General features: G+C 56.9%; 19 protein-coding genes. 13 read left to right on the forward strand and 6 right to left on the reverse strand.

Going from position 1 to position 25506, the window contains the following annotated elements; all coding sequences use genetic code 11:
- Positions 1-59: 59 nt before the first annotated feature.
- Positions 60-1103, reverse strand: a complete 1044-nt coding sequence (locus ACSSNI_RS06445) for a mechanosensitive ion channel family protein (protein ID WP_325166551.1) — start codon at positions 1101-1103, stop codon at positions 60-62.
- A gap of 259 nt (positions 1104-1362) precedes the next feature.
- On the opposite strand from ACSSNI_RS06445, the gene ACSSNI_RS06450 reads away from it, so the two are divergent.
- Positions 1363-1893: a ferritin-like domain-containing protein gene (locus tag ACSSNI_RS06450; protein WP_102835259.1), complete on the forward strand. Its 531-nt coding sequence runs from the start codon at positions 1363-1365 to the stop codon at positions 1891-1893.
- 41 nt (positions 1894-1934) lie between these two features.
- Here ACSSNI_RS06450 and ACSSNI_RS06455 read toward each other — a convergent pair whose 3' ends face one another.
- Positions 1935-2216 (reverse strand): DUF1652 domain-containing protein, encoded by a 282-nt coding sequence (locus tag ACSSNI_RS06455; protein WP_200636791.1) that lies wholly within the window; start codon positions 2214-2216, stop codon positions 1935-1937.
- 176 nt (positions 2217-2392) lie between these two features.
- Here ACSSNI_RS06455 and ligD point away from each other — a divergent pair, with 176 nt between their 5' ends.
- The 12 genes from ligD (at position 2393) to ACSSNI_RS06515 (ending at position 20417) form a co-directional block, all read left to right on the forward strand.
- Positions 2393-4954: a DNA ligase D gene (gene ligD / locus ACSSNI_RS06460; RefSeq protein WP_200636790.1), complete on the forward strand. Its 2562-nt coding sequence runs from the start codon at positions 2393-2395 to the stop codon at positions 4952-4954.
- Between the two features lie 588 nt (positions 4955-5542).
- On the forward strand, positions 5543-6058 hold the full coding sequence (locus ACSSNI_RS06465; protein WP_200636789.1) for a transcription termination/antitermination NusG family protein: 516 nt from the start codon (positions 5543-5545) through the stop codon (positions 6056-6058).
- 197 nt (positions 6059-6255) lie between these two features.
- Positions 6256-6795 carry a polysaccharide biosynthesis/export family protein gene (locus tag ACSSNI_RS06470; protein WP_200636788.1) on the forward strand — a complete coding sequence of 180 codons (540 nt, stop codon included), beginning with the start codon at positions 6256-6258 and terminating at the stop codon, positions 6793-6795.
- A 27-nt stretch (positions 6796-6822) separates the two neighbouring features.
- Complete coding sequence (locus ACSSNI_RS06475) at positions 6823-9051, forward strand: GumC family protein (protein WP_200636787.1); 2229 nt, start codon at positions 6823-6825, stop codon at positions 9049-9051.
- Between the two features lie 65 nt (positions 9052-9116).
- Complete coding sequence (locus ACSSNI_RS06480; RefSeq protein ID WP_200636785.1) at positions 9117-10484, forward strand: flippase; 1368 nt, start codon at positions 9117-9119, stop codon at positions 10482-10484.
- Positions 10484-11422 carry a glycosyltransferase family 2 protein gene (locus tag ACSSNI_RS06485; protein WP_200636784.1) on the forward strand — a complete coding sequence of 313 codons (939 nt, stop codon included), beginning with the start codon at positions 10484-10486 and terminating at the stop codon, positions 11420-11422. The genes ACSSNI_RS06480 and ACSSNI_RS06485 overlap by 1 nt, the downstream gene beginning before the upstream one ends.
- Positions 11423-11434: 12 nt before the next feature.
- A complete protein-coding gene (locus tag ACSSNI_RS06490; protein ID WP_200636783.1) occupies positions 11435-12652 on the forward strand; it encodes a glycosyltransferase family 4 protein in 1218 nt (405 codons plus the stop codon).
- Positions 12653-12680: 28 nt separating this feature from the next.
- Positions 12681-13949 carry a hypothetical protein gene (locus tag ACSSNI_RS06495; RefSeq protein ID WP_200636782.1) on the forward strand — a complete coding sequence of 423 codons (1269 nt, stop codon included), beginning with the start codon at positions 12681-12683 and terminating at the stop codon, positions 13947-13949.
- Between the two features lie 29 nt (positions 13950-13978).
- Positions 13979-15232: a glycosyltransferase family 4 protein gene (locus tag ACSSNI_RS06500; protein ID WP_148924200.1), complete on the forward strand. Its 1254-nt coding sequence runs from the start codon at positions 13979-13981 to the stop codon at positions 15230-15232.
- Between the two features lie 502 nt (positions 15233-15734).
- Positions 15735-17105: a glycosyltransferase WbuB gene (locus tag ACSSNI_RS06505; protein ID WP_200636781.1), complete on the forward strand. Its 1371-nt coding sequence runs from the start codon at positions 15735-15737 to the stop codon at positions 17103-17105.
- 160 nt (positions 17106-17265) lie between these two features.
- The gene (locus ACSSNI_RS06510) at positions 17266-17994 is read left to right on the forward strand and encodes a hypothetical protein (protein WP_448258982.1); all 729 of its coding nucleotides are present in this window, start codon (positions 17266-17268) and stop codon (positions 17992-17994) included.
- A gap of 281 nt (positions 17995-18275) precedes the next feature.
- A complete protein-coding gene (locus tag ACSSNI_RS06515) occupies positions 18276-20417 on the forward strand; it encodes an FAD-dependent oxidoreductase (RefSeq protein WP_200636779.1) in 2142 nt (713 codons plus the stop codon).
- Positions 20418-20432: 15 nt separating this feature from the next.
- Here the strand turns inward: ACSSNI_RS06515 and ampC are convergent, their stop codons facing one another.
- The 4 genes from ampC to ACSSNI_RS06535 all read right to left on the reverse strand — a co-directional run bounded on the left by ampC (position 20433) and on the right by ACSSNI_RS06535 (position 24918).
- Positions 20433-21512, reverse strand: a complete 1080-nt coding sequence (ampC, locus tag ACSSNI_RS06520; RefSeq protein ID WP_200636778.1) for a class C beta-lactamase — start codon at positions 21510-21512, stop codon at positions 20433-20435.
- 156 nt (positions 21513-21668) lie between these two features.
- Entirely contained in the window at positions 21669-22523 is an 855-nt protein-coding gene (locus ACSSNI_RS06525; protein WP_148924205.1) for an FHA domain-containing protein, read from the reverse strand.
- A gap of 58 nt (positions 22524-22581) precedes the next feature.
- A complete protein-coding gene (locus tag ACSSNI_RS06530) occupies positions 22582-24126 on the reverse strand; it encodes a serine/threonine-protein kinase (RefSeq protein WP_200636775.1) in 1545 nt (514 codons plus the stop codon).
- A 15-nt stretch (positions 24127-24141) separates the two neighbouring features.
- Positions 24142-24918, reverse strand: a complete 777-nt coding sequence (locus ACSSNI_RS06535) for a PP2C family protein-serine/threonine phosphatase (RefSeq protein WP_200636773.1) — start codon at positions 24916-24918, stop codon at positions 24142-24144.
- Positions 24919-25506: the final 588 nt, after the last annotated feature.

The following is a 25506-nucleotide window of genomic DNA, read 5'->3' on the forward strand; positions in this document are numbered from 1 at the left end:
AGACGACAGTTCGCAACGTAACGCCCCATATTGCAGCACAGCCGGCATGATTCCTGTGGTCACACCGGCGGCTGACGTTCGGGCTCGATATGGTCGGGAACGGAATGTTCGACATTTGGCTTCCGGCCCACGTTGAGATCCGCGCGCAGCTGCGGCAAGCAGCCGGGATACTCGCGCTGGATGAAGTTGATCAACGCCTCGCGCAGGTGGCAGCGCAGATCCCAGGCGCGCGATGAATCTGGCGAACTGACCAGCACCCGCACCTGGATTGACTTCTCGCTGGTATCGGTTACCTGCAGCACGATCACGCGCCCGTCCCATAACTCAGGCACCTCACGGCAAAGGCGGCGCAGCTCCTCGCGCACGGGCTCCAGTGGCAGCGAGTAATCGACCCAAAGAAACACTGAGCCGATGATGCTGGAATTACGGCGTGTCCAGTTCTGGAAGGGCTTCTCGATAAAATACTGCAGAGGAACCACCAGCCTGCGGTCATCCCAGATCCGCACCACCACGTAGGTGCCGGTTATTTCCTCGATCCGCCCCCACTCGTCTTCGACGATCACCACGTCATCCAGACGAATTGGCTGGGTGATTGCGATCTGTATACCGGCAATCAGGTTGGCCAGCACCGGGCGCGCAGCGAAGCCGACGGCCAGGCCGGCGAGACCCGCCGAGGCCAGCAGACTGGCGCCGAACTGGCGAGCACCCGGAAACGTCATGAGCATTCCGGCGGCACCGATCAAGAGGATGAAGAAGCTCAGCGTCCGCAACAGCACCCGCGATTGCGTCTGGATCTGGCGCGCACGCAAGTTGTCGCTGACGTCGACGGGGTTTCTAAGTCGTACGGCCTGTTCAAGCCCTCGCATCAGTCGCATGGCCAGCCAGGTGAAGCAGGCAATCATGACCAATGCGGTGAGGCGTCGAGCGAGACTGATCAAGGCCAGGTCGTCACTGGCCGCCGCCAGCACAGCTTGCAGGCCGAGCAGCGGCAGCAACACGCGGATGGGCTTTTCCAGCTGCTCCGAGACGGCTTTGGTAAGCAGAAATCCGCGGCCCAGCCGCAGCATCACGGCCGTCAGCACTCGGCTGAATACACTGAGCAAGACCACGACGAAGGCGGAGGCCAGAACCGTGCGTAACGCCGGTTCGGTGATGTAGTTTTCCCACTGGAGGAGGGGATCTAGAAATTCGATGAGGTCAGCTCCGTCTAATCCGTTGCATGAGGGACTGGTTGCCCTATGCAAAGTTCATGGCAGTGCAGCCAGTCGGGTCCGCGGAACCTTGCTGGCCTGCCATCTCTCACACATAACAACAGGGCAGCGATAACGCCCTGATGGCTATCCAAACCAGTGGGAGAGAAACATGCAAAGCGCTCAGACGGGAAATGACGTCCGCATTGAACGATTGATTGAATGGCTTCGCGACGCGCATGCCATGGAAGCGCAGGCTGAAACCATGCTCAACAAGCAGGCCAGCCGCATTGAGCATTATCCGCAGCTCAAGGCTCGGATCGAGCAGCACATTACCGAAACGCAAAACCAGGCGAAGCTGATCGAGAGCTGTCTGCAGCGTTACGACAAGTCCTACTCAGGTTTCAAGGACCTGGGCGGCAAGATGATGGCGATGGGGCAGGCCATGGGCGGGATGATGGTCAATGACGAAATCGTCAAAGGCGCGCAGATGGGCTACGTCTTCGAGAACCTTGAGATCGCCTCATACGAGATCCTCATTGCTGCAGCCAAGGCGGTTGGCGACACCGAAACCGCTGATATCTGCACCCGCATCCTCGGTGAAGAAGTCGCGATGGCCGAGTGGATGCGCAGCCACCTGGCCGAGCTGACTCAGGCCTATCTGACCCGAGCTGCCGAACCGCATACAGAAGCGAAGCGGTGATAGCGCAGCCGCTGGAATGTCGGTGATGCGACGCCGAATGGCTAGCTGCCGACAACCTTGGCGACACCCGCAGCGACCGGCATACCGCTGCGGGTCGCATAGAGTTCGAAACGCAGCTCCTGAGCCAGGCGGACCAGGTTTGCGGCATCCCGGCACTGGTCGTCGGTAATGCCGAGCACCGTGAGTTCTTCACCCTCAGCGATGTCTTCATAGAGTCGCACGGTGAGATGGCTGTCTTCCTGCGCATGGCAGTCACAGCGGAAAGGGTGGAGATAGTCGCGAAGGATGTTCTCTATGGTGGGTAGAGGTAGACGTGTACCCATGATCCTTCCTCCCATCGATGTCCGCATGTGATGTGAATGGCTCGCGCCGAGGCGGCGCAGCCTTGGTTTTTCAACTTCTACAAACGCTAGCAGGCCTCGCCGAGATGTAAACACCCTAGCGCAACCGCTTGGCAGACGGCTTGCAGCTCGACCAAAACGATAACGGAGTCGCTGCCATGGCCTTGGACGAATACAACCGAAAGCGCGACTTCAGCGCGACCCCCGAGCCTGGCGGTGAGAGCGGTACTGGCAAACGCCGCAAAGCCCATGCCTTGCAATATTGCATCCAGAAGCACGACGCGACTCGGCTGCACTATGACTTCCGATTGGAACTCGATGGGACGCTGAAAAGCTGGGCTGTTCCCAAAGGGCCGTCGCTAGACCCGAAATCCCGACGTCTGGCCGTGCATGTCGAGGATCATCCCCTCGAATACGCAACGTTCGAAGGCAGCATCCCGAAAGGACACTACGGAGCGGGCGATGTCATCGTCTGGGATCGCGGCGTGTGGGTTCCGGAGGGAGATCCGCAAGAGGGTTATCGCAAAGGCAAGCTCAAGTTCAGCCTTGAAGGGGAAAAACTCAGCGGTACCTGGAATCTGGTTCGCACCCGCATGGAGGGCGGGAAGGAACAGTGGTTTCTGATCAAATCCAATGATGATGCGGCCAGGCCAGAGAGCGATTACAACATCGTCGAAGAGCAGCCAGACAGTGTGCTGAGCGATCGAGCTCTGATTCCCCGCAAGCGAGGTAAAGCCAAGCCCCCAGCGGCAACCAAAGCCGTCAAGACGCCTGCTCCTCGGCGCAGCCGCAAGGATGAACCAAACGCGACGCTGTCCGGCGCCAAACAGGCCCCATTGCCGGAAAGCTTGAAACCGCAGCTTGCTACGCTGGTTGACTCGGTGCCTGACGGTGACTGGCGCTATGAAATCAAATTCGACGGGTATCGCATCATGGCGCGCATCGAGGCTGGCAAGGTCCAGCTCTTCACGCGTAACGGCCATGACTGGACGCACAAGATGCCACCGCAAGCCGAAGCGCTGGCCGGGCTAGGTCTGGCGTCGGCCTGGCTGGACGGCGAAGTGGTAGTGCCCGATGAAGACGGCACGCCAGATTTCCAGGCACTACAGAACGCCTTCGAAGCAGGGCGCAGCGGCAGGATCATTTATTACCTGTTCGACATGCCCTATCTGAATGGCATGGATCTGCGCGAGGTTGCGTTGGAGGAACGCCGGGCCGCTCTGAATCAAGTACTGGAGGCTGACGAGAGTGAGTTGCTTCGGTACTCCGCCGACTTTACCGACCAGCCGGAGAGCATGCTCGAAAGCGCATGCCAGATGAAACTTGAAGGGTTGATCGGCAAGCGTGCAGGCAGCACCTATGTCTCCCGGCGGAGCAACAGCTGGGTCAAGATCAAGTGCAACAATCGGCAGGAGTTCGTCATCGTCGGCTACACCGATCCCAAGGGCGCCCGCAGCGGGTTCGGCGCGCTCCTGCTGGGCCTCCACGATAAGCAAGGTCAGTTGCTATACGCGGGAAAAGTAGGAACAGGCTTCAACCACGCCACCCTGGAAAGCTTGCACGCCAAGCTCAAGCCGCTAGAGGTCGATAAAAGCCCGTTAGCCAAAGCACCGCCCGCCGCCGATGTTCGTGGCGCGCACTGGCTAAAGCCCGAGCTGATGTGCGAGGTCGCCTATGCGGAGATGACCCGCCAGGGCGTGGTTCGCCATTCGGTCTTTCATGGCCTGCGCTCGGATAAACCGGCCAAAGCAATCACCCATGAACGCGCTGCGAAAGCGGCCAAGGCAACCGGCACCGCGAAGGCTAAAAACAACCCGGCCCCGAACACGGCGGGTGGCAAGATCAAGATTTCCAATCCCGAGCGCATCATCGACAAGTCCATCGGTGCGACCAAGATTGAGCTGGCGCGCTTCTATGCCGAGGTCGCGCCTTGGGCGCTGCCGCACCTGAGTAAGCGTCCGCTTGCGTTGGTCCGCGCTCCAGAGGGAATCGACGGCGAGCTGTTTTTTCAGAAGCACACCGAGAAGCTGAGCATCCCGCATGTCACTCAGCTTGACACTTCGCTGTTCCCCAACCATGCAGCATTGATGACCATCGACACAGCTGAAGCGCTCGTCAGTGCGGCGCAGATGGGCACGATAGAACTGCACACCTGGAATGCCGTGGCGCCGGTGCTCGACCACCCGGATCGCTTTGTGCTCGATCTCGACCCTGACCCCGCACTGCCCTGGAAACGCATGCTCGAAGCCACTCAGCTGACTCAGACCCTGCTCGACGAGATCGGACTGCAGTCGTACCTGAAAACCAGCGGTGGTAAGGGGTTGCACATCATAGTGCCGCTAAAACCCGTACATAACTGGAAAGAAGTAAAAGCGTTCAGCCAGGCGATTGCGCAGTACATGGCGAAGTTGATGCCGCAGCACTTCTCTGCAGTCAGCGGGCCGAAGAATCGAGTCGGGCGCATCTTTATCGACTACCTGCGTAACAGTAAGGGCGCGAGCACTGTCGCGGCTTATTCGGTACGTGCACGCGAGGGGCTCGCTGTCTCTGTGCCTATCCATCGAGACGAACTGGCCGATCTCAAGGGCGCCAACATCTGGACCATCCGCAACCTGATTCCGCGTTTGGAAGAGCAGGGCGATGACGACCCGTGGGCAGGCATCGACGAGGCGGACCAGCAAATCACCGATGAGATGCGTGACCGAATAGCCATGAAATGACCGAAACGGGCTGGCCGCGCCCTTGATGCCATCATGGGCGGACGAGCATGCCAGCATCGTTGAGCCCCGCGGAAGGCTCTGAACCGCCGTTTCAGGCCCGTCATTCCTACAAAAAAAAGAACCGTTCGTCGGCACCAGCGCTTAAAAATGTTACGAAACGGAGCTAATGCCATTTCCATTTTTCGCCATGCCCCTGATTAATAGCCGGCGTTACATTTTATTTCGGTTATGAACAAGCGCAGCCGGGATCGTAATGCACCGGAGAAGGGCTCTAGCACGCTTTTAGGCGCACTTTTTGTATGGTTAAAGAGCTCGAGTTTAGCCATGTATCACAGCATTGTTGTTTGGTTTTCTCTAAACAGGGGCGGATTAATTATCCCCTGATTATGATTCAGTATCCGACGAGTGGAATAGCGATCTAATTGTTAGCGCCGCTGCGCCTGGTCGCTTTATACAAGCGATTCGGTCTTGCACCCGCAAACAAAGGCTTCCATAGTTTTTACACGGCAAACGGTAGTGCGGTGCTGGAAAGCGCTGTTAAGCGCGCATTAAAAACAGATACCTCTCGAACTGTTGGATTTGGTTTATATGACGAAGGATTCGATTTCGCCTTGTACTGCTTGGTTCTTGATCCATTGCAAATCCAGACAAGAGCCTAGGGCGCTGGCAAACCTGTTAGAGCAGGGCTATATCTGCTACCTACCCACTCTGCACACCGGTGCAGTTACAACTATCGGTAGAGCTTCGACGAACAAATCAGAGCAGGCATTATTTCCTGGTTACATGTTTGTCCGGCTTTCTTCGGACTCAAACTGGCATAGTCTTCGCTGCACCCGTGGTGTACTTCGGGTCGTTGGTTTTGACAATCGGCCGTACCCGGTCAGCAACGAGCTTATCGAGCAGATAAAGGAACGTTGCGACAGAGCCCGAACGCCTGAGCCAGGGAGCAAGGTTCAGGTAAGAATCGGGCAGAACACCGGTATCGACGCGATTTTCCTGGCCTCAGACGGCGCAGAGCGCGCCGTTCTGCTGTTGAGACTACTCAATCAGGAGTGTCGCCTGACCGTTTCGAATACATCGGTCAGGCCAGTACATCCTGCCTAACGTTCGAAGCAGTACTCTAACTTATTCACACTCACCGAATTCGTACAAGGCGTTAACTCAACAAGGGCATTAGGTTCCTGGCGGGAGCGTGGCTGAACGCAAAGCGGCTTCACTTGATCAATGAACGACAATACAGAATTCAAGGGGTTAGTTAATCGTTCAGTTGGTAGGTGAAAAAAGGAGCGAGGAGAACAGTGATGTCGATACGCATAGTTTACGGGTTGCTTACGTTGTTGTTGATGTTAATCAGCGATGGGACTCGAGCCGACGTAATTTCTCAATATCGGATGTCCGCTGGTGACGTCATCAATATCAGGGTGCTTGGCGAACCGGACCTGACATTTGAAGAACTTCGGCTAACCGACGCTGGGTCGTTCTCCTATCCGTTTATTGGCGAAGTAATGGCGAACGGTAAGACTGTTGCACAAGTCGAGGAGTTACTGCTGAAAGCGCTGAAGGGAAAATATCTGGTAAGTCCGCGCGTTTCGGTAAATGTACTTGAATACCGAAACTTCTACATCATCGGTGAGGTGAAATTGCCCGGCGGTTATCCCTATCAGCCGGGCTTGACCTTGCGCCGTGCCGCCGCGCTCGCCGGGGGATTGACCGAAAGGGCATCAGCAAAGCGAATCACCATCATCCGCAATCTAGACCCGGGTCAGGGCCCGACCAAAGCGTCGATGGATACGCCTGTATATCCGGGCGACACCGTGACCATCGAAGAAGGATTCTTCTAGTGCGGTTCCTCACCTTGCGAGCTTGATATGACCAGCAAACCCCCTTCGATTGAGCATCACCTGACGGCGGTGCCGCATGGCCCTGCCGAGGCTGAACTCGACCTGCGCAAACTCTGGATGAGTGTCTGGTTGCGCAAGTGGCTGATTCTGGGCGTCATGCTGTTCGCAGCGCTGGCCGCTGCATGGGCAACATCCTGGATGACGCCGCTGTATCGCGCCGGCGCCACGCTTCTGGTCGAGAGCGAGCGGGCGAAGCTATTGGCCATTGAACAGGCCAATCAGAATGAAACGCTCAACAACGACTTTCTGCAGACCGAAATTGAGCTGCTCAAGTCTCGCGGGTTGGCCGAGCGGGTGGTGCGCCAGCTTGACCTGGTCAATCACCCGGAATTTGCTGCGCAGCCTCTGTCAGTAGGGCAAGGAGTGGGAACCTGGTTCGCTCGACTCGGCGCGTTCGTTCGTACGAAACAGCCAGACCAAGCTGCCCAAGGTGAAGGCACATCTTCCAAGGCGTTCGACAGGGCCACCGAAAAACTAATGGCGGCAATCAGTGTGAACCCGCGGGGCAAAAGCCAGGTGGTCGCGGTCGAGGTGCTCCTGGCTGATTCGTATGTCGCCATGAAAGCAGCCAATGCTCTGGTCGAAGGCTACATAGCGAGCAAGTTCGAGGCGGGGGTTGCCACGTCTGCGACGGCCACGGCCTGGATGGACAGCCGCCTAGAAGAACTGCGGCAGAAACTCCAGGAGTCGGAAAACCGGCTCCAGGCCTATCGCGAATCCGAGGGGCTGGTTGATCTACAGGGTATCTCGACGATCGCCGCCACCGAGCTGACGCTGACCAGTGATCGTTTGATCAATGCTCGGCGCCAGCGGGCAGAATCGGAAAGCCAGTTCCGCCAAGTGGAAGCAATGAAAGGCTCCCGCCTCGACGAGCTGGCCAGCGTGCCGGCAGTACTGTCGGACCCGGTCATCCAACAGTTTAAGGCGACCAAGGCGCAAGCGGCTGCGCGCGTCGATGAGGTGTCGCAGCGCTATGGGCCTGGCCATCCGGAACTCATCGCTGCAAAGGCCGATCTCGATGCCGCCACGGCCAGCCTTAAGACGCAGGTCAGCCAGGTGGTCTCGGGTATTCAGCGGAACTATCAATTGGCTGTCGCCAATGAGCAATCCCAGCAAGCGCTGTTCGACTCGAACAAGTATCAGATCCAGAATCTGTCCAGCAAAGAATTCAAAGTCCGCGAGTTGGCGCTAGAGGTCGAGGCGAACCGGGCGCTCTACGACACGTTTCTGGTCCGCTTGAAGGAGACTGCGGCCACCGCCGATCAGAACAGCGTCAATGTGCATGTCGTCGATCGGGCGATGGTGCCAGAGGAACCGGTCAAGCCAAACAGGCCATTGATCGTTGCAGTGGCTGGCTTGATCGCGTTGTTCTTCGTAGCCGGTACGGGTGTGGTCAAGGATGTGTTGAATGACACATTCACGACCACCGAGGACATCGAGAACAAGCTGAACATTCCTGTGCTGGGCATCGTGCCGTTGGTGCAACAGGCACAGGGCGCACAGCTGGCAAGAATGTATTCGGAAGGCAACAACCCTCTTTTCACGGAGACGATTCGCACCATCCGGACCAAGCTCGAAATGGCCAATACCGACCATTACAGCCAGGTCATCGTGACGACGTCGGCATTGCCCGGCGAGGGGAAGAGCACGCTATCGGCCAACCTCGCCCATGCCCTCGCTCAGTTGGGCAAGGTCATCCTGATCGACGCAGACCTACGCAAGCCGACGCTGGCCAAAAACTTCGGACGGCCCAAGGGCAGCATGGGTCTGACCGACATCATCGAGAACCGGGCCAGCCTGGAAAGCTGCATCACACAGGTCAGCGGCGTCGACATGATCTGCGCCGGCACCGCCGTGCGAGATCCTCTGAGCCTGCTTTCGTCGAGCCGGTTTTCAGCTTTGATCGAAGCACTGAAGACCCGATACGACCGCATCGTTGTCGACTCGCCACCCACTCAGGGTGTTAGCGATGCGATGGTCTTGGCGGCACATGCGGAAGCGCTGTTGTTCATCGTGCGAAGCGAGGTGACGTCCAGCACCGAAGTGGAGCGCGGCGTTGCCCAGCTGCGGCAGAACGCTACTCCGGTGGACTGGGTGATCCTGAATCAAGTGGATATCAAAAAAGCGGAAAGGCATGGCTATCGATATAGCAGTTATTACGACTACTACCAGTACGGGTCAGGCTCGCCCAGCTGAAACCCGCCACGAATGGAATGGTCGTCACGCTAATAAACGCATTGCCCCCTGGATGGAACCCACCTGTGAAAAGATACATCAAGAACTCCGTTTGGCTGTTGTTGGAAAAGATAACCAAACTGGCCGTTGCCTTTGTTTTGATTGGCCTGGTCGCTAACCAGCTTGGTCCGCAGGATTTCGGCGTACTCAGCCTGGGGCTTAGTGTGGCAACCATTATCTGGGCAATGGGCAACTTGGGTCTGGATCAAATACTCATCAAGGAATTCACGCAACAGAAATACCCTGACAGCCAGCTGCTCAGTACGACCGTTATATGCAGGCTCGCTGCGAGCGCCCTGATCGCGATTCCTTGCTTGATCGCGATCTATCTGGCCCCAGCGTTTTCACCTGAGCACAAGTTGGCCTATGCCATCACGATCGGGTCGGTGCTGTTCTACAACTTCAACAGTTATCAGGCGCTATATCAGGCCAAATCCCAGTCTTCGCATATTGCGGTGATTGGCCTCTCCAGTTTGTGCATCTCTTCGTTGGTCAAGATAGTGCTGCTGTGGAACGAAGCTGGGCTGATCCTGTTTTGCCTCAGTGCCGCCTTCGATATTGCGATGAATCTGTTGCTGTATTCCCTGTATCCAACCAAGGGGGCCGTACGCGTAAGATTGTCAGCGTTCAACGTTTCGATCGTGCGAGAACTCTGGCGACCTGCTGCACCGATGCTGCTGTGTTCGTTGATGATCGTCGTCTATACCCGCGTGGATCAACTGATGATCGCATCGCTGCTCGGCGTCGCGCAGGCCGGTGTCTATAGCGTCACGATTCGCGTCGTCGAAGCGTACGCGGTGATTCCCATGCTGGTCGGAACTGCGTTCTTCCCCTACATATGCACCAAGCCAGACGCAGAAAAGGTCCGAACCTATTTCGATATCGTGGTGTTTTCGTCGGTAGCCACGGGGCTCACCGTCTGGGCGGCGGCACACCTGGCCATCCCCTTGCTGTTCGGCGCTGAGTACATGCAGGCGCTTGAGATATTAGGCATCTCCATGCTGGCGGCGGTCTTTTCTGTTGTCGGGTTCGCCTGTACAAACTATCTAGTCGCGGTGGATCTTGGCCATCTGCGGCCGTTGCGGCTCGGGCTCGGGCTGTTGATGAACATCGGCCTGAATCTGATGCTCATCCCTCGCTTCGGTCTGTGGGGCGCTGCAACCGCGACGCTGATCAGCCAGATATTTGCCTCTTGGATCGGAAACGCCCTTAGCGCCAAAACGTTCGAATGCCTGAAATTGCAGAGCTGGTCCGTATTGACCCTTGGCCTACCGGGCGTCAACCGGGTGGTACGTGAGTTGCTCGGTGAACGGGTTTCTCGGACCAAACGATCCAACGCGCTGCAACCGCAAAGCGTCCCGTCCAGTCATGTGATCGAGCCAGGAGACGCCTGATGCCAACAGTCTCGATAGTCATACCGACCTACAACAGTTCGACCTTCATCATGGATGCCGTGGCGTCCGTACTACAGGCGGTTTCCGGGCTGAGCTATGAAATCATTCTGGTGGACGACCGGTCACCCGATATGCCGGCGTTGCGCGCTGTGACCGCAGACACGCCTTGTCTGACGATCATCGAGAAATCCGCGAAGGGCAATGCGGCAGATTCCAGGAACCTGGGAATAGCGGCATCGAAGGGTGAATTCATCTTTCTGCTCGACAGCGATGATGTGTTCGCGCCGGAGCATATACAGCGGCGTTTGCTGCTTCACCAGCGCGACGGTTACGGCATCCTGTTCGGCCGCTATCTGGCGAGAAATACCTACCGGACGTTCAAGGTCGAGCTTCCCCGCTACCTGGGCGACATGCACGATTATCTGTTCTGTCAGAACGGTGATGTCCGAAGCTCGACGATCAGTTTGTGTCGATCCCGATACAAAGGTACGACCTTCGACTCTCAGCAAGCCAAGCATCAGGACTGGGGATTCGCCCTGCGTGCTGCCAAGGCGGGCGAGTGCCTGGGTTTCGATGAAAAGTACGGCGCGATCATCGATTCATCAGTCAATGGTGGGCGCATGAGCAACGTGCTGAACATTCCTGCAAGCAGCTACTTCCTCAACGCTTACATCGATACGCCAAAACATTTGCGCGGTTTTGCAATGAACCATCTGCGGGTGGTGCTGAAGAATAACGACAAGCAATCTACAGCCTTTGTCCACACCACGCTGGTCCGTTCGCTTCGCGACGCCTCGCTGTGGGAGCGCGTGAAGTACTTTCCGGTGGTCTTTATCACCGGTCCAGCACTTACTCTGCCGGCCAGTTTGTTAATGCAGATTCTGGCGACGGCGCGTGCGTTGACGATCAAAAGCTATCGAAAACTCATCAATGACTAGGCGGGTTGCGCGATGACCAGACCGATCATCATTGCGACGGTGCTGCGTAGAACCGGCGAGACCGGTGTGCACACTCACTTTCGTACCTGGTCGGACTGGCTGGAAAAAACCGGCCGGACGACGCCGACATTGGTGACGCCTTACGACCGATACAAGTGGCTGGTCTATCCCGTATTTGCGGTACGTCGCTTGGTTGCGCCGCTCAGCGGCACCTTCGGTCTGTGGTGGTACCGCTACTGGCACCAGTTGTTTCTGTACCTGAACCTGAAGACAACGCTCGCCGATGGCCGGGCATGCGTGATCTATGCCCAGTGCCCGATGTCAGCACAGGCGGCGCTCACGGCGCGTGTATCGCCGACTCAACGAGTAGTAATGATTGCCCATTTCAATATTTCGGAGGCAGAAGAATGGGCGGGGAAGGGCATCATCGCGCACGATGGAAGGCTGTTCAGGGGCATCCAGGCTTTTGAAGCGCGTGTGATTCCGCTCGTTGACCAGCTGGTTTTCGTATCGGCCTTCATGCAGCAAAACATCTATCTAAGGATTCCCAAGACAAGCGTCGTAGACGCGAAGGTAATACCCAACTTCATTTCCGAATCTCGGACTGACGGGATCAGTCAGAGCAAAATCGGCGACCTCATCTGCGTTGGGACCCTCGAGCGCAGAAAGAATCAACGCTATGCCCTCGAGATAGCTGCAGCCGCACGCCAACATGGTCATCCGCTGCGGCTGACGCTTGTCGGTGGCGGTCCGGATCGCGCGGCTCTGGTCAAGGAGGCACAGGCACTGGGCGTAGAGAGCGATGTGGTCTTCACAGGCCATGTGAATGACGTGGCTCATTTGATGGCGAGCCATCGAGCCTGCTTGCACGTCTCGCACATGGAGAGCTTTGGCATCGTGTTGATCGAAGCGATGTCGCAAGGCTTGCCGGTCTTCGCGAGTCGCGTCGGCGGCGTTCCGGAAGTATTCAATGACGGCATCGAAGGGCGCTTTATTCCGCTAGATGACGCCGCAGCCGCAGCCCGGATCGTTGAGCAATGGCTGTGCCGTCCTGCCGCGCTTGAAGCGGCTAGCGCTAGCGCCCGAACCCGCTTCAAGGGCCACTTCGAAACCGGCAAAGTGGCGCTTGAGCTAGTCGAATTCCTGATGCTGGATCAGACCGAGCCCAACTTCATGACCAAAGCGCCAACGGGCGAGCCAACAGGCGCGCCTGTCGCGACTGCCGATTGATGTCGAGTTCGTCCAGCAAGGAGTAGCGATGTCTGTTCACCGTCTCACACCTAACAGCATCATCGTGTTCCCGGCGTTCTGCCTGACGACCGCGATTTTGACATCGGCCATGTTGACGTACGGCCTGGGCATCGTCGGCTTCAGAGCGATGCCCTTCGTACGGCTCGCGGTCGTGGCAGCCGCCATTGTTTTTGTTGGCGTGTTCCTGCTCCAGACGCGGCTGAAACCCAGATTAGCCAGTGGAAATCTATGGCGGGCGGTTCTGGCGCTTCAAATGCTCGGGCTGGTTTATTTGGTGGTGGGATTACTCAGGGAAAACAGCAAGCTCTATCTGATTACTGATCTTATTTATCTGTTGATGTTCTTATTGACCTTCTTATTGGGCGCCTGGTGCTACAGGGTTGGAACGGTCGCACTCTCCTACAACAAATTTATTCGTGTGGTAATCATTCTGATCGGCGTCACTTCTTTCTGCTGGGCTTTTAATCTTCAGGTTGGAACGCCACCGGAGCTGCTGATTCTATGGGGATGTGCACTGATCATCTCAATGGCTCATAAAAAACATTCCCACACTTTTTTCTTGTTGCTCGCTGTCATTCCCCAGGTCGCCGGCGTAAACAGGGCGTTAGTCTTTGCCGTAATCGGAGGGTTGGCGATTTATTTGCTCAGTGCGCCTTTGCTTAAAAAGATAAAAACAATCGCCTTGATAGCTGTATTTATAACTGTGGTAGGTGCAGTCGTGGGCGTATCGGGCGCTATCAAAGGGAGTAGCTTCGAAAGGCGGATTGATGAAAGTCTTTCGCTGCTCTCATCAAGTCAGGGTGCGGAGCTGCCTATTCCACTCCAGCAACGATTCTACGAGGGTGATCTGGTTAATCACGATGTGGGAAGGACATTATTGCCGTTTTCTTTACTGTTCGGACTGGGGTATGGATACACGCTGGACATGACACAGAGCATCGACTCGTCCGTTATCGATAGCCAATTGCTGGGTGGGCAGCACACCCATAATATCCATTTCTTAAACTATGCATTGCTCGCTCGGTTCGGACTGTTGGGAACGCTGTGCTTCGCCTTTATTTTTGTTACCTGTGCGGGGCGTTGCTTTGCGCTGTTCAAGCAAGCGGCGATGGACAGGAATACGGTTGAATTGCTGGCGAACTTATTTGTGGTCTTGCTTTTTCTATTCTCCGCGCCTGCATCATCATTTCTATTTTCTAGCATGTTGCTTGGTTATTTCTGCGGCATTGCTAACGAGTCAAGATTGGTGGACTCATCAAGCCGATTTATTTGTTGACGCTGCGTGCATCCAACTAAGGACCATTCATGAAAGTACTGCTGGTCAGCTCATATCGCTCAAAAGGGGGGGCCGCTAGGGCAGCATCAAGGCTCACTGAAGCCTTGGCTCAAGCCGGCGTGCAGGTGGAATATAAAAGTATCTATCCGCAGCAAATGAACACTTGGCAGAAAGTGCACTATCTGGCACGTGTTGCATATGATCGGGTGCCTGCTTTGATCATTGCTCGACAACGAAGCATGTTTTCATCGGGTGCGCTGCCGAATGAAAAACTGATCAAGTCGATCAATGAATCAGATGCTGACGTGCTTCATTTGCATTGGGTGAACGGCGGCGGCCTGTCTGTAGATGACCTCAAACTCATCAACAAGCCGATCGTTTGGACACTGCATGACATGTGGGGTTTTACCGGAGGCTGTCACTACGATGCTGAGTGCAACGGTTTTGCTTCTGGCTGCGGACGTTGTCCGTTGCTCAAATCCGATGACTCAGCCGATCTCAGCGCGGTCGGCGCCGCACAGAAAGCGCATGCATATGCTCAGGTCAAAAACCTGACGATCGTAGGGCTAAGCAGCTGGATGGTCAAAAGTGCTCGTCGATCAACGGCCATGAATCGGCTGACAATCAAACAGCTCCCGAACCCCATCGACGTGAATGTCTTCCGCCCTGAGGATAGGTCGTTGGCGCGGGCAAGACTGGGTATCTCCACAACGACCCGTCTGGTCGCCTTTGGCGCTGTTGCGGCCGTTGGCGACGACCGCAAGGGGTTCCATAAACTGCTACCAGCCTTGTGCTTGTTGAAAGAGCAGGGGCATACAAATATCGAATTGGCGGTCTTCGGTGGCTCGGGTTCCGAGCATTCCCAAGAGACCTTTTACAAGACCCACTACTTTGGCCACATCAGTTGTGATGAACAGTTGCGCGACGTCTATAGCGCTGCTGACGTAATGATCGTGCCCTCGTTGCAGGAAGCGTTTGGACAGACTGCGACCGAGGCCATGGCTTGCGGCACTCCGGTCGTTGCGTTTGGCGCAACCGGGCTCCTGGATATCGTCGACCACAAGCAGAATGGATACCTGGCGAGCGCATTCGATGAAGCCAGCCTGGCTGAAGGCATCGCCTGGGTGTTGGACGCCGAAAACAGCAATGATTTGCGAAGCCAGGCTCGTACCAAAGCGGTAAAGCAATTTTCCAACGACTGGGTTGCGGCCCAGTACCTGGCACTCTACCGAAGCTGTTTCACGCAAGAGAATCCGACGCCAGCAGAAGCCTTGGCGGGTTGATTCAAACAGTAGAGTCCAGTTCAGATGTATTCGAAACAGCGGCTTGCGTATGTTATCCAGTTGCCGCTGTTTGCCGCGCCGTCAGTAATAACTTTTGCGAGATTTAGCCAGCGCAGAGTTACCATCTAAAGTTTCTGTGTGCGGGGTAACTTGGCCTTCAGATCCTGTTTTGGAGTATGCCTGACTGTTGGCCGTGGCGCTGGACTGCTCCGTGTTTCTGGTGTTAATGAAACTTCGTAGCTGTTGAACATAAAAAGGCAACTCGCTTTTGCGTGGACGTTGGTCCTGGCGCAGGCTTAACTGTGCCTGTATACAATTTCTAGAACACACTGTGGATAGTTGATATCCGTAAGTTTGGTTATTCCGCGAGTTAGTCGGAAGGAGGTGTCTCGCCTTGAATTTGGTTATGCGGCGCCTCTTTGGGCGGCTTTATTTCGAATTTCATGCACGGTCTGGATAGCGTTTGTAAGTGCTGTGTGCAGGTGCAATGTGGGAGGCGACGATGAAGTATCTTATTTACGGAATAAACTACAGCCCCGAATTGACTGGTATAGGGAAATATAACGGAGAGATGGCTACGTGGCTCGCCGAGCAGGGGCACGAAGTGCGAGTTGTGACGGCCCACCCCTATTATCCAGACTGGAAAGTTTTTCCCGATCATTGCAGTTGGCGCTATGCCAGGACACGTGAGAACGGAGTCACCGTCATACGCTGTCCGCTTTATGTTCCTGCAAAACCTACTGCCTTGAAGCGCTTGTTGCACCTGGCCAGTTTCTCGTTTTCATCTGCGTTAGCGCTTTTTGCCAATATTGGCTGGCGACCTGACAAAGTCATTCTGGTGGTGCCCACGCTGTTCTGCGCAAGCCAGGCAATCCTTTACGCAAAACTAACTGGCGCAAATAGCCTGCTGCACATACAGGACTTTGAGGTTGACGCCATGTTCGGCTTGGGGCTCTGCAAATGCAAAAGGGTCATACAATTCGCTAATGCGGCAGAGGCCTGGACGTTGAAGGCGTTCGATGAGATATCCACCATATCGGGCGGGATGATGGCGCGCGCTCGAAATAAAGGTGTGAATGATGAAAAACTTAGTTTGTTTCCCAATTGGTCCGAAATATCACGATTCCAAGGCGTAACGAAGTCGCCTGAACTGCTAAAGCGGCTGGGAGCGCCCGCTGAGAAAAAGGTCGTGATGTATTCGGGAAATATCGGCGAGAAGCAGGGTCTGGAGATAGTAATTAGGGCAGCTGAGCTCTTGGAGACACGTGATGATTTGGTGTTTCTCATAATAGGCGAAGGCGCGGGGAAGAGCCGGCTGGTGGAGAGCGTTCGGCTTAAAGGGTTGTGCAATGTGCTCTTTGCACCGTTGCAGTCTTACGATGATTTGCCGTCCCTTCTTGCTTCCGCCGACTGCCATCTCGTAATACAGCGTCGTGGTGCAGCCGACGCCGTGTTGCCTTCGAAACTCACAAATATTCTCGCCGTCGGCGGAAACGCGGTGATCACGGCGGACCCGACGACAAGCCTCGGAGTGCTCTGCAGCGAATATCCGGGGATTGGTGCGCTTGTTGAGCCGGAGTGCGCGCTAGCGCTCGTCGAGGGCATCAAAAGATGTATCGCCATGGCGTCGCCCAATCGCATTGCGGTCGCCTATGCCCAGGAATTTCTGGATAAGGAGCGGATACTGGCGCGCTTTATGGCCGGCCATGCTGCGCCAGTGGTCGGCGAAGCGATCCCAGGGAGTGGCGTGACCGTCAGCGCGTATTCGGATGTGCAAGTTAGCGCGGCCAGCCGAGTCGGTCCCTTGCACGGCAGCCCTCTGATTGCTCAGGGGAGAGCGTCCGCCAGTGCTGGGCTGGCGGTGGAAAAATAAAAAGTCGTTTCACTCGATAGCGAAATGCGCCTGAAAAAGGAGGGCGCTTTGCTCAGCGAGAGTGGGCTAGTGGACTAGTGGGCTAGTGGGAATCTGGCCGATGGCGGGTTGCCTCCTCCATAACTTCCCCTCGATTGTTCCTGTAACGTGGAGCTGCCCTATGCGGACGTTCATGAATATTGATGCAGATACGGTCTCACATGTCGCAGGTGAGCTGAATCGAACGGGTTTTGCGTCCATCAGCGACTATCTGACGCCGGAGCAGCTCGAGGCTGCACGAGAGGACATCGCATGCGAAGCCCGCTTTCGTGGCAACGCCAGCTTTGCTGTCAGGGGCACGCCCAACATAACGGGGACGCTGTTCGAACGGTTAGTGGTTTCGGAAGAATTCCAACGGCTGTTGCTGGGTGTTTTCACCGCTGGAACCGGACGCACACCGTTACCTACCGAGAAAGTTCACACCGTCATGCGTTGCCTGAAGGGTTGCGACAGTGCTAGGGAATCGAACCGGTTTCACTATGACGCTACTACCTTGACGGTGCTGCTGCCGGTTTCGATGCCTGAATGCAGTACGGAGCAGGGACGCTTGGTCCTTTTTCCGAATACGCGCGGACTGCGTTTTAGCGCATTGTTCAATGTGATCGAAAAAGCTGTGATTCAGAACCGCATCAGTCAGCGGTTGGTAGCGGTGGCTGTCAGGCTTGGTTTTCTCCACCCAGTAAAGGTCGTTCTTGCTCCGGGCAGCCTGTACTTTTTCTGGGGTTACCGCAGCTTGCATGCCAACGAGCCATGTGATCCGCAAGCGCTGCGTTCAACCGTGCTGTTCCATTACGACAATCCGCACCGACATAGCCAAGTGGCACGCCTGCTGTTGCCCAAAGGACGCTGACTTCTATTGCGATAGCCATCTTCCGTATGGCTTTTGTTACCACAGCCTTGGCCACTCAGACCTTGAACGCCTTTCGCGGGCTGTCTCTGTAGCTGATCGTCGGCTCCCTTGGAACATCCTCTGTTTGGTCAGCTCCAAGTAGTGCCCAGACAAGAGTTTTTCCTAATGATTTGCTGTTCTGCTTGCGACTGCCAGGCCAGGCGATTGATGCCTCGGTTTCGGCTCAACTGTCCACTTGCCAATAACGTACGTATTAGCCGTGCCGCGGAGCACTGCCATCCATGAAGCTCACTCGCTGGCTGATCGTGCTGTCTTTCGTGGTCGCGGCAGCTTGTTTTCTCTGGTTCGATCTTGAGCAATACCTGACGCTGGAAATGATCCAGGCGAAGAGTGGGGCGCTTCGAGACGAGGTTCAGGCGCACCCCTGGTGGACCGGTTCGGTGTTTTTTGCCGCTTACGTAGCGCTGACGGTCATGTCGTTCCCCGGCACTGTGGTGCTGACGCTCCTCGCCGGAGCCTTGTTCGGCCTAGTTGGCGGAACCTTGATGGTCTCCTTCGCCAGCAATATCGGCGCGCTGGTCGCGATGCTCATCAGCCGCTTTTTGTTACGCGACTGGATTCAAAAACGATTCAACAAACAGATTGCGAGTATCAATCGGGGACTCGAGCGAGACGGCGCCTTTTACCTGTTCTCGCTGCGGTTGATTCCGCTCGTTCCCTTCGTTCTATTGAATCCTGCGCTCGGTCTGACGCGCGTGAGCATGTGGACGTTCTGGTGGACTACCCAGGCCGGCATGCTGCCGGGGCACGCGATCTACGTAGGTGCCGGACGCCAACTCGCGCGTATTCGGGAAATTTCCGACATTCTCTCGCCGAGCTTGATAGGGACGCTGGCCTTGCTTGCCATATTTCCGCTGGCCGCGACCAAGCTGCTGACGCTCTACAAGGCGCGCAAGGTCTATAGCGGTTGGCAAAAGCCGAAGAGTTTTGAGCACAACCTGCTGGTCGTCGGTGGCGGCAGCGGGGGCCTGGCCGCGGCTCGGATTGCGGCGTCGATGAAGGCCAGGGTGGCATTGGTCGAGTGCGAGCGCCTTGGTGGCGCGGCGCTGCACAGTGGCAGCGTTCCGGCGAGGGCGCTGATGCGGGCAGCCAACATGAATTACGCGCTGCGCCAGGGCGGTACGTTGGGCATTCGCCTGCACACCGAAGTCGACTTTGCTGAAGTCATGGCACAGGTGCGCCGTACGCTTGACGAGGCGCAAGAGCAGGTCACGGCAGAATCTTGCAAGGCCACCGGTGTTGAGATGATCCGGGGTAAAGCCCAGATGACGTCACCCTGGTCGGTTCAGGTAGGCGATCGCACTCTTTGCAGCCGCGCTATCGTCATCGCTACGGGAAGCCAGCCCGTCATCCCGCTGATACCGGGCCTGGAAAACGTCGAGCCGCTGACCTGCGAGAACGTCTGGGATTTGCAGCAACGGCCAGAGCGGCTGCTGATCATGGGAGGCGAAGCCAATGCCTGCGAACTGGCCCAGGCGTTTCAGCGCCTCGGCTGTCAGGTGACGCTGGCCGTCGAAGGCGAGATGTTGTTGGCTGCCGCTGAGCCAGAGGCACGCGAGGCTGTCCATGACGCCCTTCGCGCCGATGGGGTTGAGGTTCTATTGAAGGTCTCACCACAGCGTTTCGAATTGGTCGAGAACGAGCGCCGCCTGGACTGTTTGATTGATGAGCAAAAACATTCGCTTCCGTTCGATCAGGTGCTGCTGGCGTTGGGACGCAAAGCCCACCTGGACAATCTAGGGCTGGAAAGGCTGGAGTTGAACATTCGCGAGGACGGCAGTCTGGAAGTGGACGAATACCTCGCTACGCGCTACCCGAATGTCTATGCCGTGGGCGCAGTGGCAGGTCCGGACAGCTCGTTTCAAAGCGCTAAACACCACGCCTGGTACGCCGCCGCCAATGGTTTATTTTCCGGATTCCGCCGTTTCATGGTCAGCGACAGAGTGGTCCCCCGTGTGGCCTTTACTTCACCCGAGATTGCCAGCGTGGGCCTGACTGAAGCCCAGGCAAAGTTGGCTGAAGTGGAATACGAGGTGACCATGCTCGACCTCGATTCGCTCGAGGCGGCACAGATGAGCGCTGGTAACAGCGGCTTCCTGAAGGTGCTCACCGAACGCGGTCGTGACCGCATCATTGGCGTCACGCTTGTCGGGGATGGCGCGAGTGAAACACTTGCCGTGTTCGTGTTGGCGATGAAGCACAAACTGGGTCTGAACAAACTGCGCCGTACCGTACACATCAACCCGACCTTGGCCGAGGCCAGTCTCGCCGTTGCCGAGGCGTGGCGCCGTGCTCATACCGCCAAACGTCCGCAGACCTGGGCGGCCAGGCTTCATCGATGGCGGCTTGGTGGGCAGCCTTAGGGCTGCCGGAGCTCATCAGTCCAGCTGCTGCAAAATCCGATAGGCGAGCTTCACCCGCTCTTCGTTCGGGTAGTACCGGTTGGCCAGAATCACGATGCCGATCTGCTTAGCCGGGACGAAAGCCACATACGCGCCGAAGCCATTGGTTGACCCGGTCTTGTTGATCCAGACAGACCGCTGCGGTTCAAGGGGCGGTGCTATCGGCTCCACCGGCTTGCTCTCGAGGACCATGGAGCTGCCATTTCCAGTTAGCAGATCGTCCAGTTTCGCCGGGTACGGATATTGTTCCCAGACCAGAGCCTGGGTCATGGCGCCCACACGGTAGTAGCCGGTTCGCGTGGCCGCCACGGCGCTCTTGATTGATGTGTCCATTTCGACGACGCCCAGCTGGGCGTCAACAAAGTGCAGCAGATCTTTGCTCGTTGTTTTCACACCATAGGCTTCGTCAGCCAACAGCGCTGGATTCAGCCGAACTGGTTTTCCGGCCTTGTCGTAACCCTGGGCGTAGCGCGTCATCTGCTCGGGTGGCACTGTGAGATAAGTGTCGACCATGCCCAGTTTCGGCAACAGCTGGGACTGCAGCGCATTGGCATAGGGCATCCCAAGGCTTTTTGCCGCAGCCCGTCCGAGCAGCCCGATGCTGGGGTTGGCGTAGCTGCGACAGCGACCGGTGGGATGTTGCGGCTGCCAGTTGTTGAAATACTGCGTCAGCTGCTGCTCGGTTTGAATGTCGTCTGGCAGCTGCAGAGGAAAGCCGCCAGCTGTGTGCGTTGCGAGATCGATCAGACTGATCTGCCCGAGCCTGTCGCACTCAAGCGCTGGCAGGTAGCGACAGGGGCTGTCACTCAACGACAGTTTGCCTTGCGCCTGCGAGTAAGCGGCTAGCGTGGCTGTAAGCGTTTTGCTGACCGAGCCCACCTCAAACAACGTATCGCGTGTTACAGGCTGGCCAGTTTTCTTCGACGCCACGCCAAAATCAAAGAACCGCTGTTGACCGTGAGCGGTGATAGCAACCGCCATGCCCGGTATCCCGTGCTCAGCCATCGCGGCTTTTGCAGACTCATCGACAGTTCGATCTATGTTTTCGATGTTCATGCCAGCTGCGACGTTGCAGCTGAGCGTCGCCAGTACCGCAGCGACGACTAGTCGAGCTTGAATCTTCGGTATCGGATGCATCTCGACGCCTCAATCATTGCGGAGTAGGCCCCGGCATTTGGCCGTGCTCTCTGAAACCTAGGTTTTCGTCAGTCTTTACAGCATCCGTTGCGCAGCGACTCCAGCGAGGACCGCCAATGCAAGAGCGCCGATCAGTAGTCCGAGGCGCCAACGCGAAACGGAATGTTCGGCCGGCGCTTGGGTTGGTGCCATCGCTGCAGCGGTGCGAAGCGGGTTCGGCGTGGCGGGGCGGGGACGGGCGGGCTTCGCTTCAGGACCCGCATGGGCAGGCAGGTCGGCCGCGCGAATGAAAACGGTGGCGTCTTCGTCAGCAACTACCGGAGCGTCGACCTTGGGACCAATGACCAGCAACGTCGTGTTTCCCAGCTGGACCTGATCGCCAGGCTGCAACACGGCTGTTGTGACCTTCTCGCGATTGACGAGTAAACCGTTGGCTGATGCAAGGTCTTTGACTTCGAGTACGTCGCCCTTGAGATAGAACTCGGCGTGCCGGCGCGACAGCTCAGCGTCACTGAAGCAAAGCTCGCACTTCACCGACCGCCCAAACGTCATCGAGCCGGTGATGTGGTACTTCTGTCCCTGGTTTTCGCCTTTTACGACCTGCAACAACCAGCGTGGCGCAGTCGCCACCTTAGCGCCGACCTTGGCGGGATCGACGATCTCCAGCTCCAGCCTGCCAAGGCGAACGCGGTCGCCAGAGCGAATCTGATAGCGCTCACCAATCTTTTCTTCGTTGACGAAAGTACCGTTCGGTGTACCCAGGTCCGTCAGGTAATAGAAGCGATTGTCGTGGCGCAACTCAGCGTGAAAAGGTGCAATGCCGACGTCGTTTAGTACCAGATCGTTGCTGCCGTCCGAGCCAAGAGTGAATGTCTCATCGGCAAGCCATACCGGACTCTGGCGATTGTCAACGAAATGGATCCTGAGCATCTATGCATTACCTTGAGCGGGATAGGGTGGGCTCGAACCAAGCGGCCGAGCGATCTCATCAATTGAAAATTCGGTTCCAGAGTCGCTTCACCGGATTGGCAGGCGCTTGGGCCTGCGCAGGGGTATTGGAGGTGGTGCGGGCTGTGCTGACAGCGGTCCGTTTCGCAACACGAGGCGCTCTTGCTTTGGCGACTCGCTGCAAATGCCCGTCGCGCAAAGCGAGGAGGGTGGCCTGCTCGGGCGTAGCCTCAAGGCCTTGATGGATGTATTCGAGCGCTACTGCGTATTCGCGCCGGCCGTAGGCCGCTTCAGCCAGTTCGGTATAGCGTTGGCTTACGCGCTCCAGCCCGACGCGGGCAGCTTCGTTTTCCGGTAGCCAGCCAAGCACCTGACGAAAATAGTGCACAGCGCTGTCTTCGGCCGGTTCGAGCAACTGATCCTCCGCCAGCCGCTGCTCGGCCAGCACCAGCGATTCGGCGATACGGGCGTTGAGCACGCGCTTGAGCCCGTCGAGGGCCTTCGGGTTGTCCGCATCCAGACGCAATGCACGGCGGTAGTAGTAATCGGCGTTATCCAGAGCCGGCGCAATCAGCTGCCCATTGGCCAGCCGTACCTCAGCGCGGGTCAGGAAGTCATTGATGCGCGTGTATTGAAACCACTGATAACCACCAACGCCCAGAGTTACTGTCGCTAGCATCGCCGCACCTATTGCCCCCCATCGTTTCAGCCCACGACGGCGCGACCGTCGTGTGGGGCGAGAAGCAATGACAACAGCCGGCGCAATACGAGTCTGATCCATGTCTGGCTCGGTGAGCGTGTCGATGGCTTCCAGCAATTCGCGGCAACTGCCGAACCGTTCGCTCGGTTGCTTGGCCAGCATGCGATCAAGAAGCATCTGATAGGGCGCTAGCGCTGGCGGTAGCTGCGGCGCTGGCATTTGTACGTGATTGAGTACAGTTTGCGGATAGCTGCCCGCGCGGAATGGGTTGGTGCCAGTCAGCATCTCGGCAAGAATCACACCGAGGCTATAAATGTCGCTCCGTGCGTCCAGTGTCTGGCATTGGGCCTGCTCCGGGCTGCTGTAGGCGGGGCTGCCAACAGCTATTCCGAAGTGGGTAAGTTCGTTGTCCAGCTCTATCGCTTTTGCCACGCCGAAGTCGGTGAGCACGACGCTTCCATCGTCCCGGAACAGGATGTTGGCGGGTTTGACATCTCGATGGACCAGGCCGCCGTCGTGAACGACGGCCAGCCCTCCAGCCAATTGCTTAATGATGTCCAGCGCACGCGAAGGGGAGAAGACGAGACCGCGATGCTGAGCCAAGTCGCCGCAACCGATGTATTCCATGGCGAGGTAGTGCCGGCCGTCAGTGACCTGGCCAATGTCATAGATCGTGATGATTGCAGGATGGCGGAGCGAAGCGACGATGTGGCCTTCCTGAATGAAGCGTTCGGTAAAGGCTGCGTCCTCGGTCCGTAACAGCACCTTGACCGCGACCTCACGGTCTAGCGAAAGCTGCGTAGCCAGGTAGACCTCGGCCATTCCGCCTTTTCCGAGGCGTTTGTGCAGGCGATAACCGGGAACTTCTAGCATCCGTTGCGTCATGAAACGTGGGCCTACTTACGACTTCAGGGGATTTAGCAGCCTATTGATGAGCCGCCGTGTGCGGGACTCGGTCGTCGGAGAGACTGCAGTTCGTCCGACAACAATGCAGGAGATATTGTCGCGTCCACCGTGGTTATTCGCCTGGTCGATCAGATACTCCACAAGACTTTCGAGCGTATCGGCGAAGGTGCAGCTGGCGTGGATCTGGGCGTCAGTCAGTTCGTTGGTCAGCCCATCGCTGCAAAGCAGGAGCAATTCATCGCCGCCAAGTGTGCCCTTGCAGGTGCCGATCTCCAACGGTTCTTCACGCCCGAGGCAACGCATGATGATGTTGCGCCAGGCATGTCCTCGAGCATCGGACGGCTGCAGCTCACCAGCATCTATCATCATCTGCACCCAGCTATGGTCACGGCTGAGCTGCACAATCCCGTTGGCAGTGACAAGATAGGCTCGACTGTCACCCACCCAGACAAGTTTGAAATTGACCCCGTCGAAATGCGCCGCGACAAGGGTCGTGCCCATACCATCATCGCTGGATGCGTCGAGTACGGCTCGGTTCGCTACGTGAACAGCAGTGTCCAGCGGTTCGCCACTTTCCACCGCCTGCTCCAGTGCCGCGAGCGCCAGTGTACTTGCGACCTCACCACATTGGTGACCACCCATGCCGTCAGCGATGGCCCAAAGGCCCAGCGTTGGCGAGCAGAGCAGAGCGTCTTCGTTGTGATCACGTGTTCGACCGGGAGAGGTGAGCCCGGCGTATTCCAGCAAGGAGGCAGAGAGCGTAGGTTGCATGCGAGGGCCAGTTCCTTGTTCCTGCGGCACGACAGCGAACGAACATGATGCGTGGGGCCTGTGCGGCTGTCATCGATTGGCAGGCAAGCAAACGCAAAACTGTTAACTCGTCGGCGTCCTGACGTGACCAGCAAGAGGCTTTCGTTGTGCTCAATCTGTCGGATCGGACTCGTTTCGCTACTTGAAGCCAACCTCTAAGAGCAAAAACCAACGGTTGCAAACTACATATCTTCGAAGCTTGAGACTGCGCAATCCGCTGTAGATCTAGATGCAGACAGTGGCGCTGACAAATGCGATGGCTCTCGGAGGACGCGTGACCTTGCGCTGGAGTTTTTGAGGGATGCGCGTCTTAAGAAACACTCGGTGTCGACTTCGCGATTTTCTTTCTGGCGATTGCAGTGATCTGCATCCCATTGGTGCCTTGTTAACAGAGCGTCAAAGGGTTTCGCCGTAAATGGCTTCGAAATGAGTGCTGCTAGTTCGAGCGACAGCGCGGCCGTTAGAGACCTGCGCATCATGCTGGGCTGTTCACTGGCTACGCAGGTCCGCATGCAGGGGCAACTGAGGGTCGCTGTTCATGTAGTCACC

The sequence above is a fragment of the Stutzerimonas tianxiuensis genome, assembly GCF_053470365.1.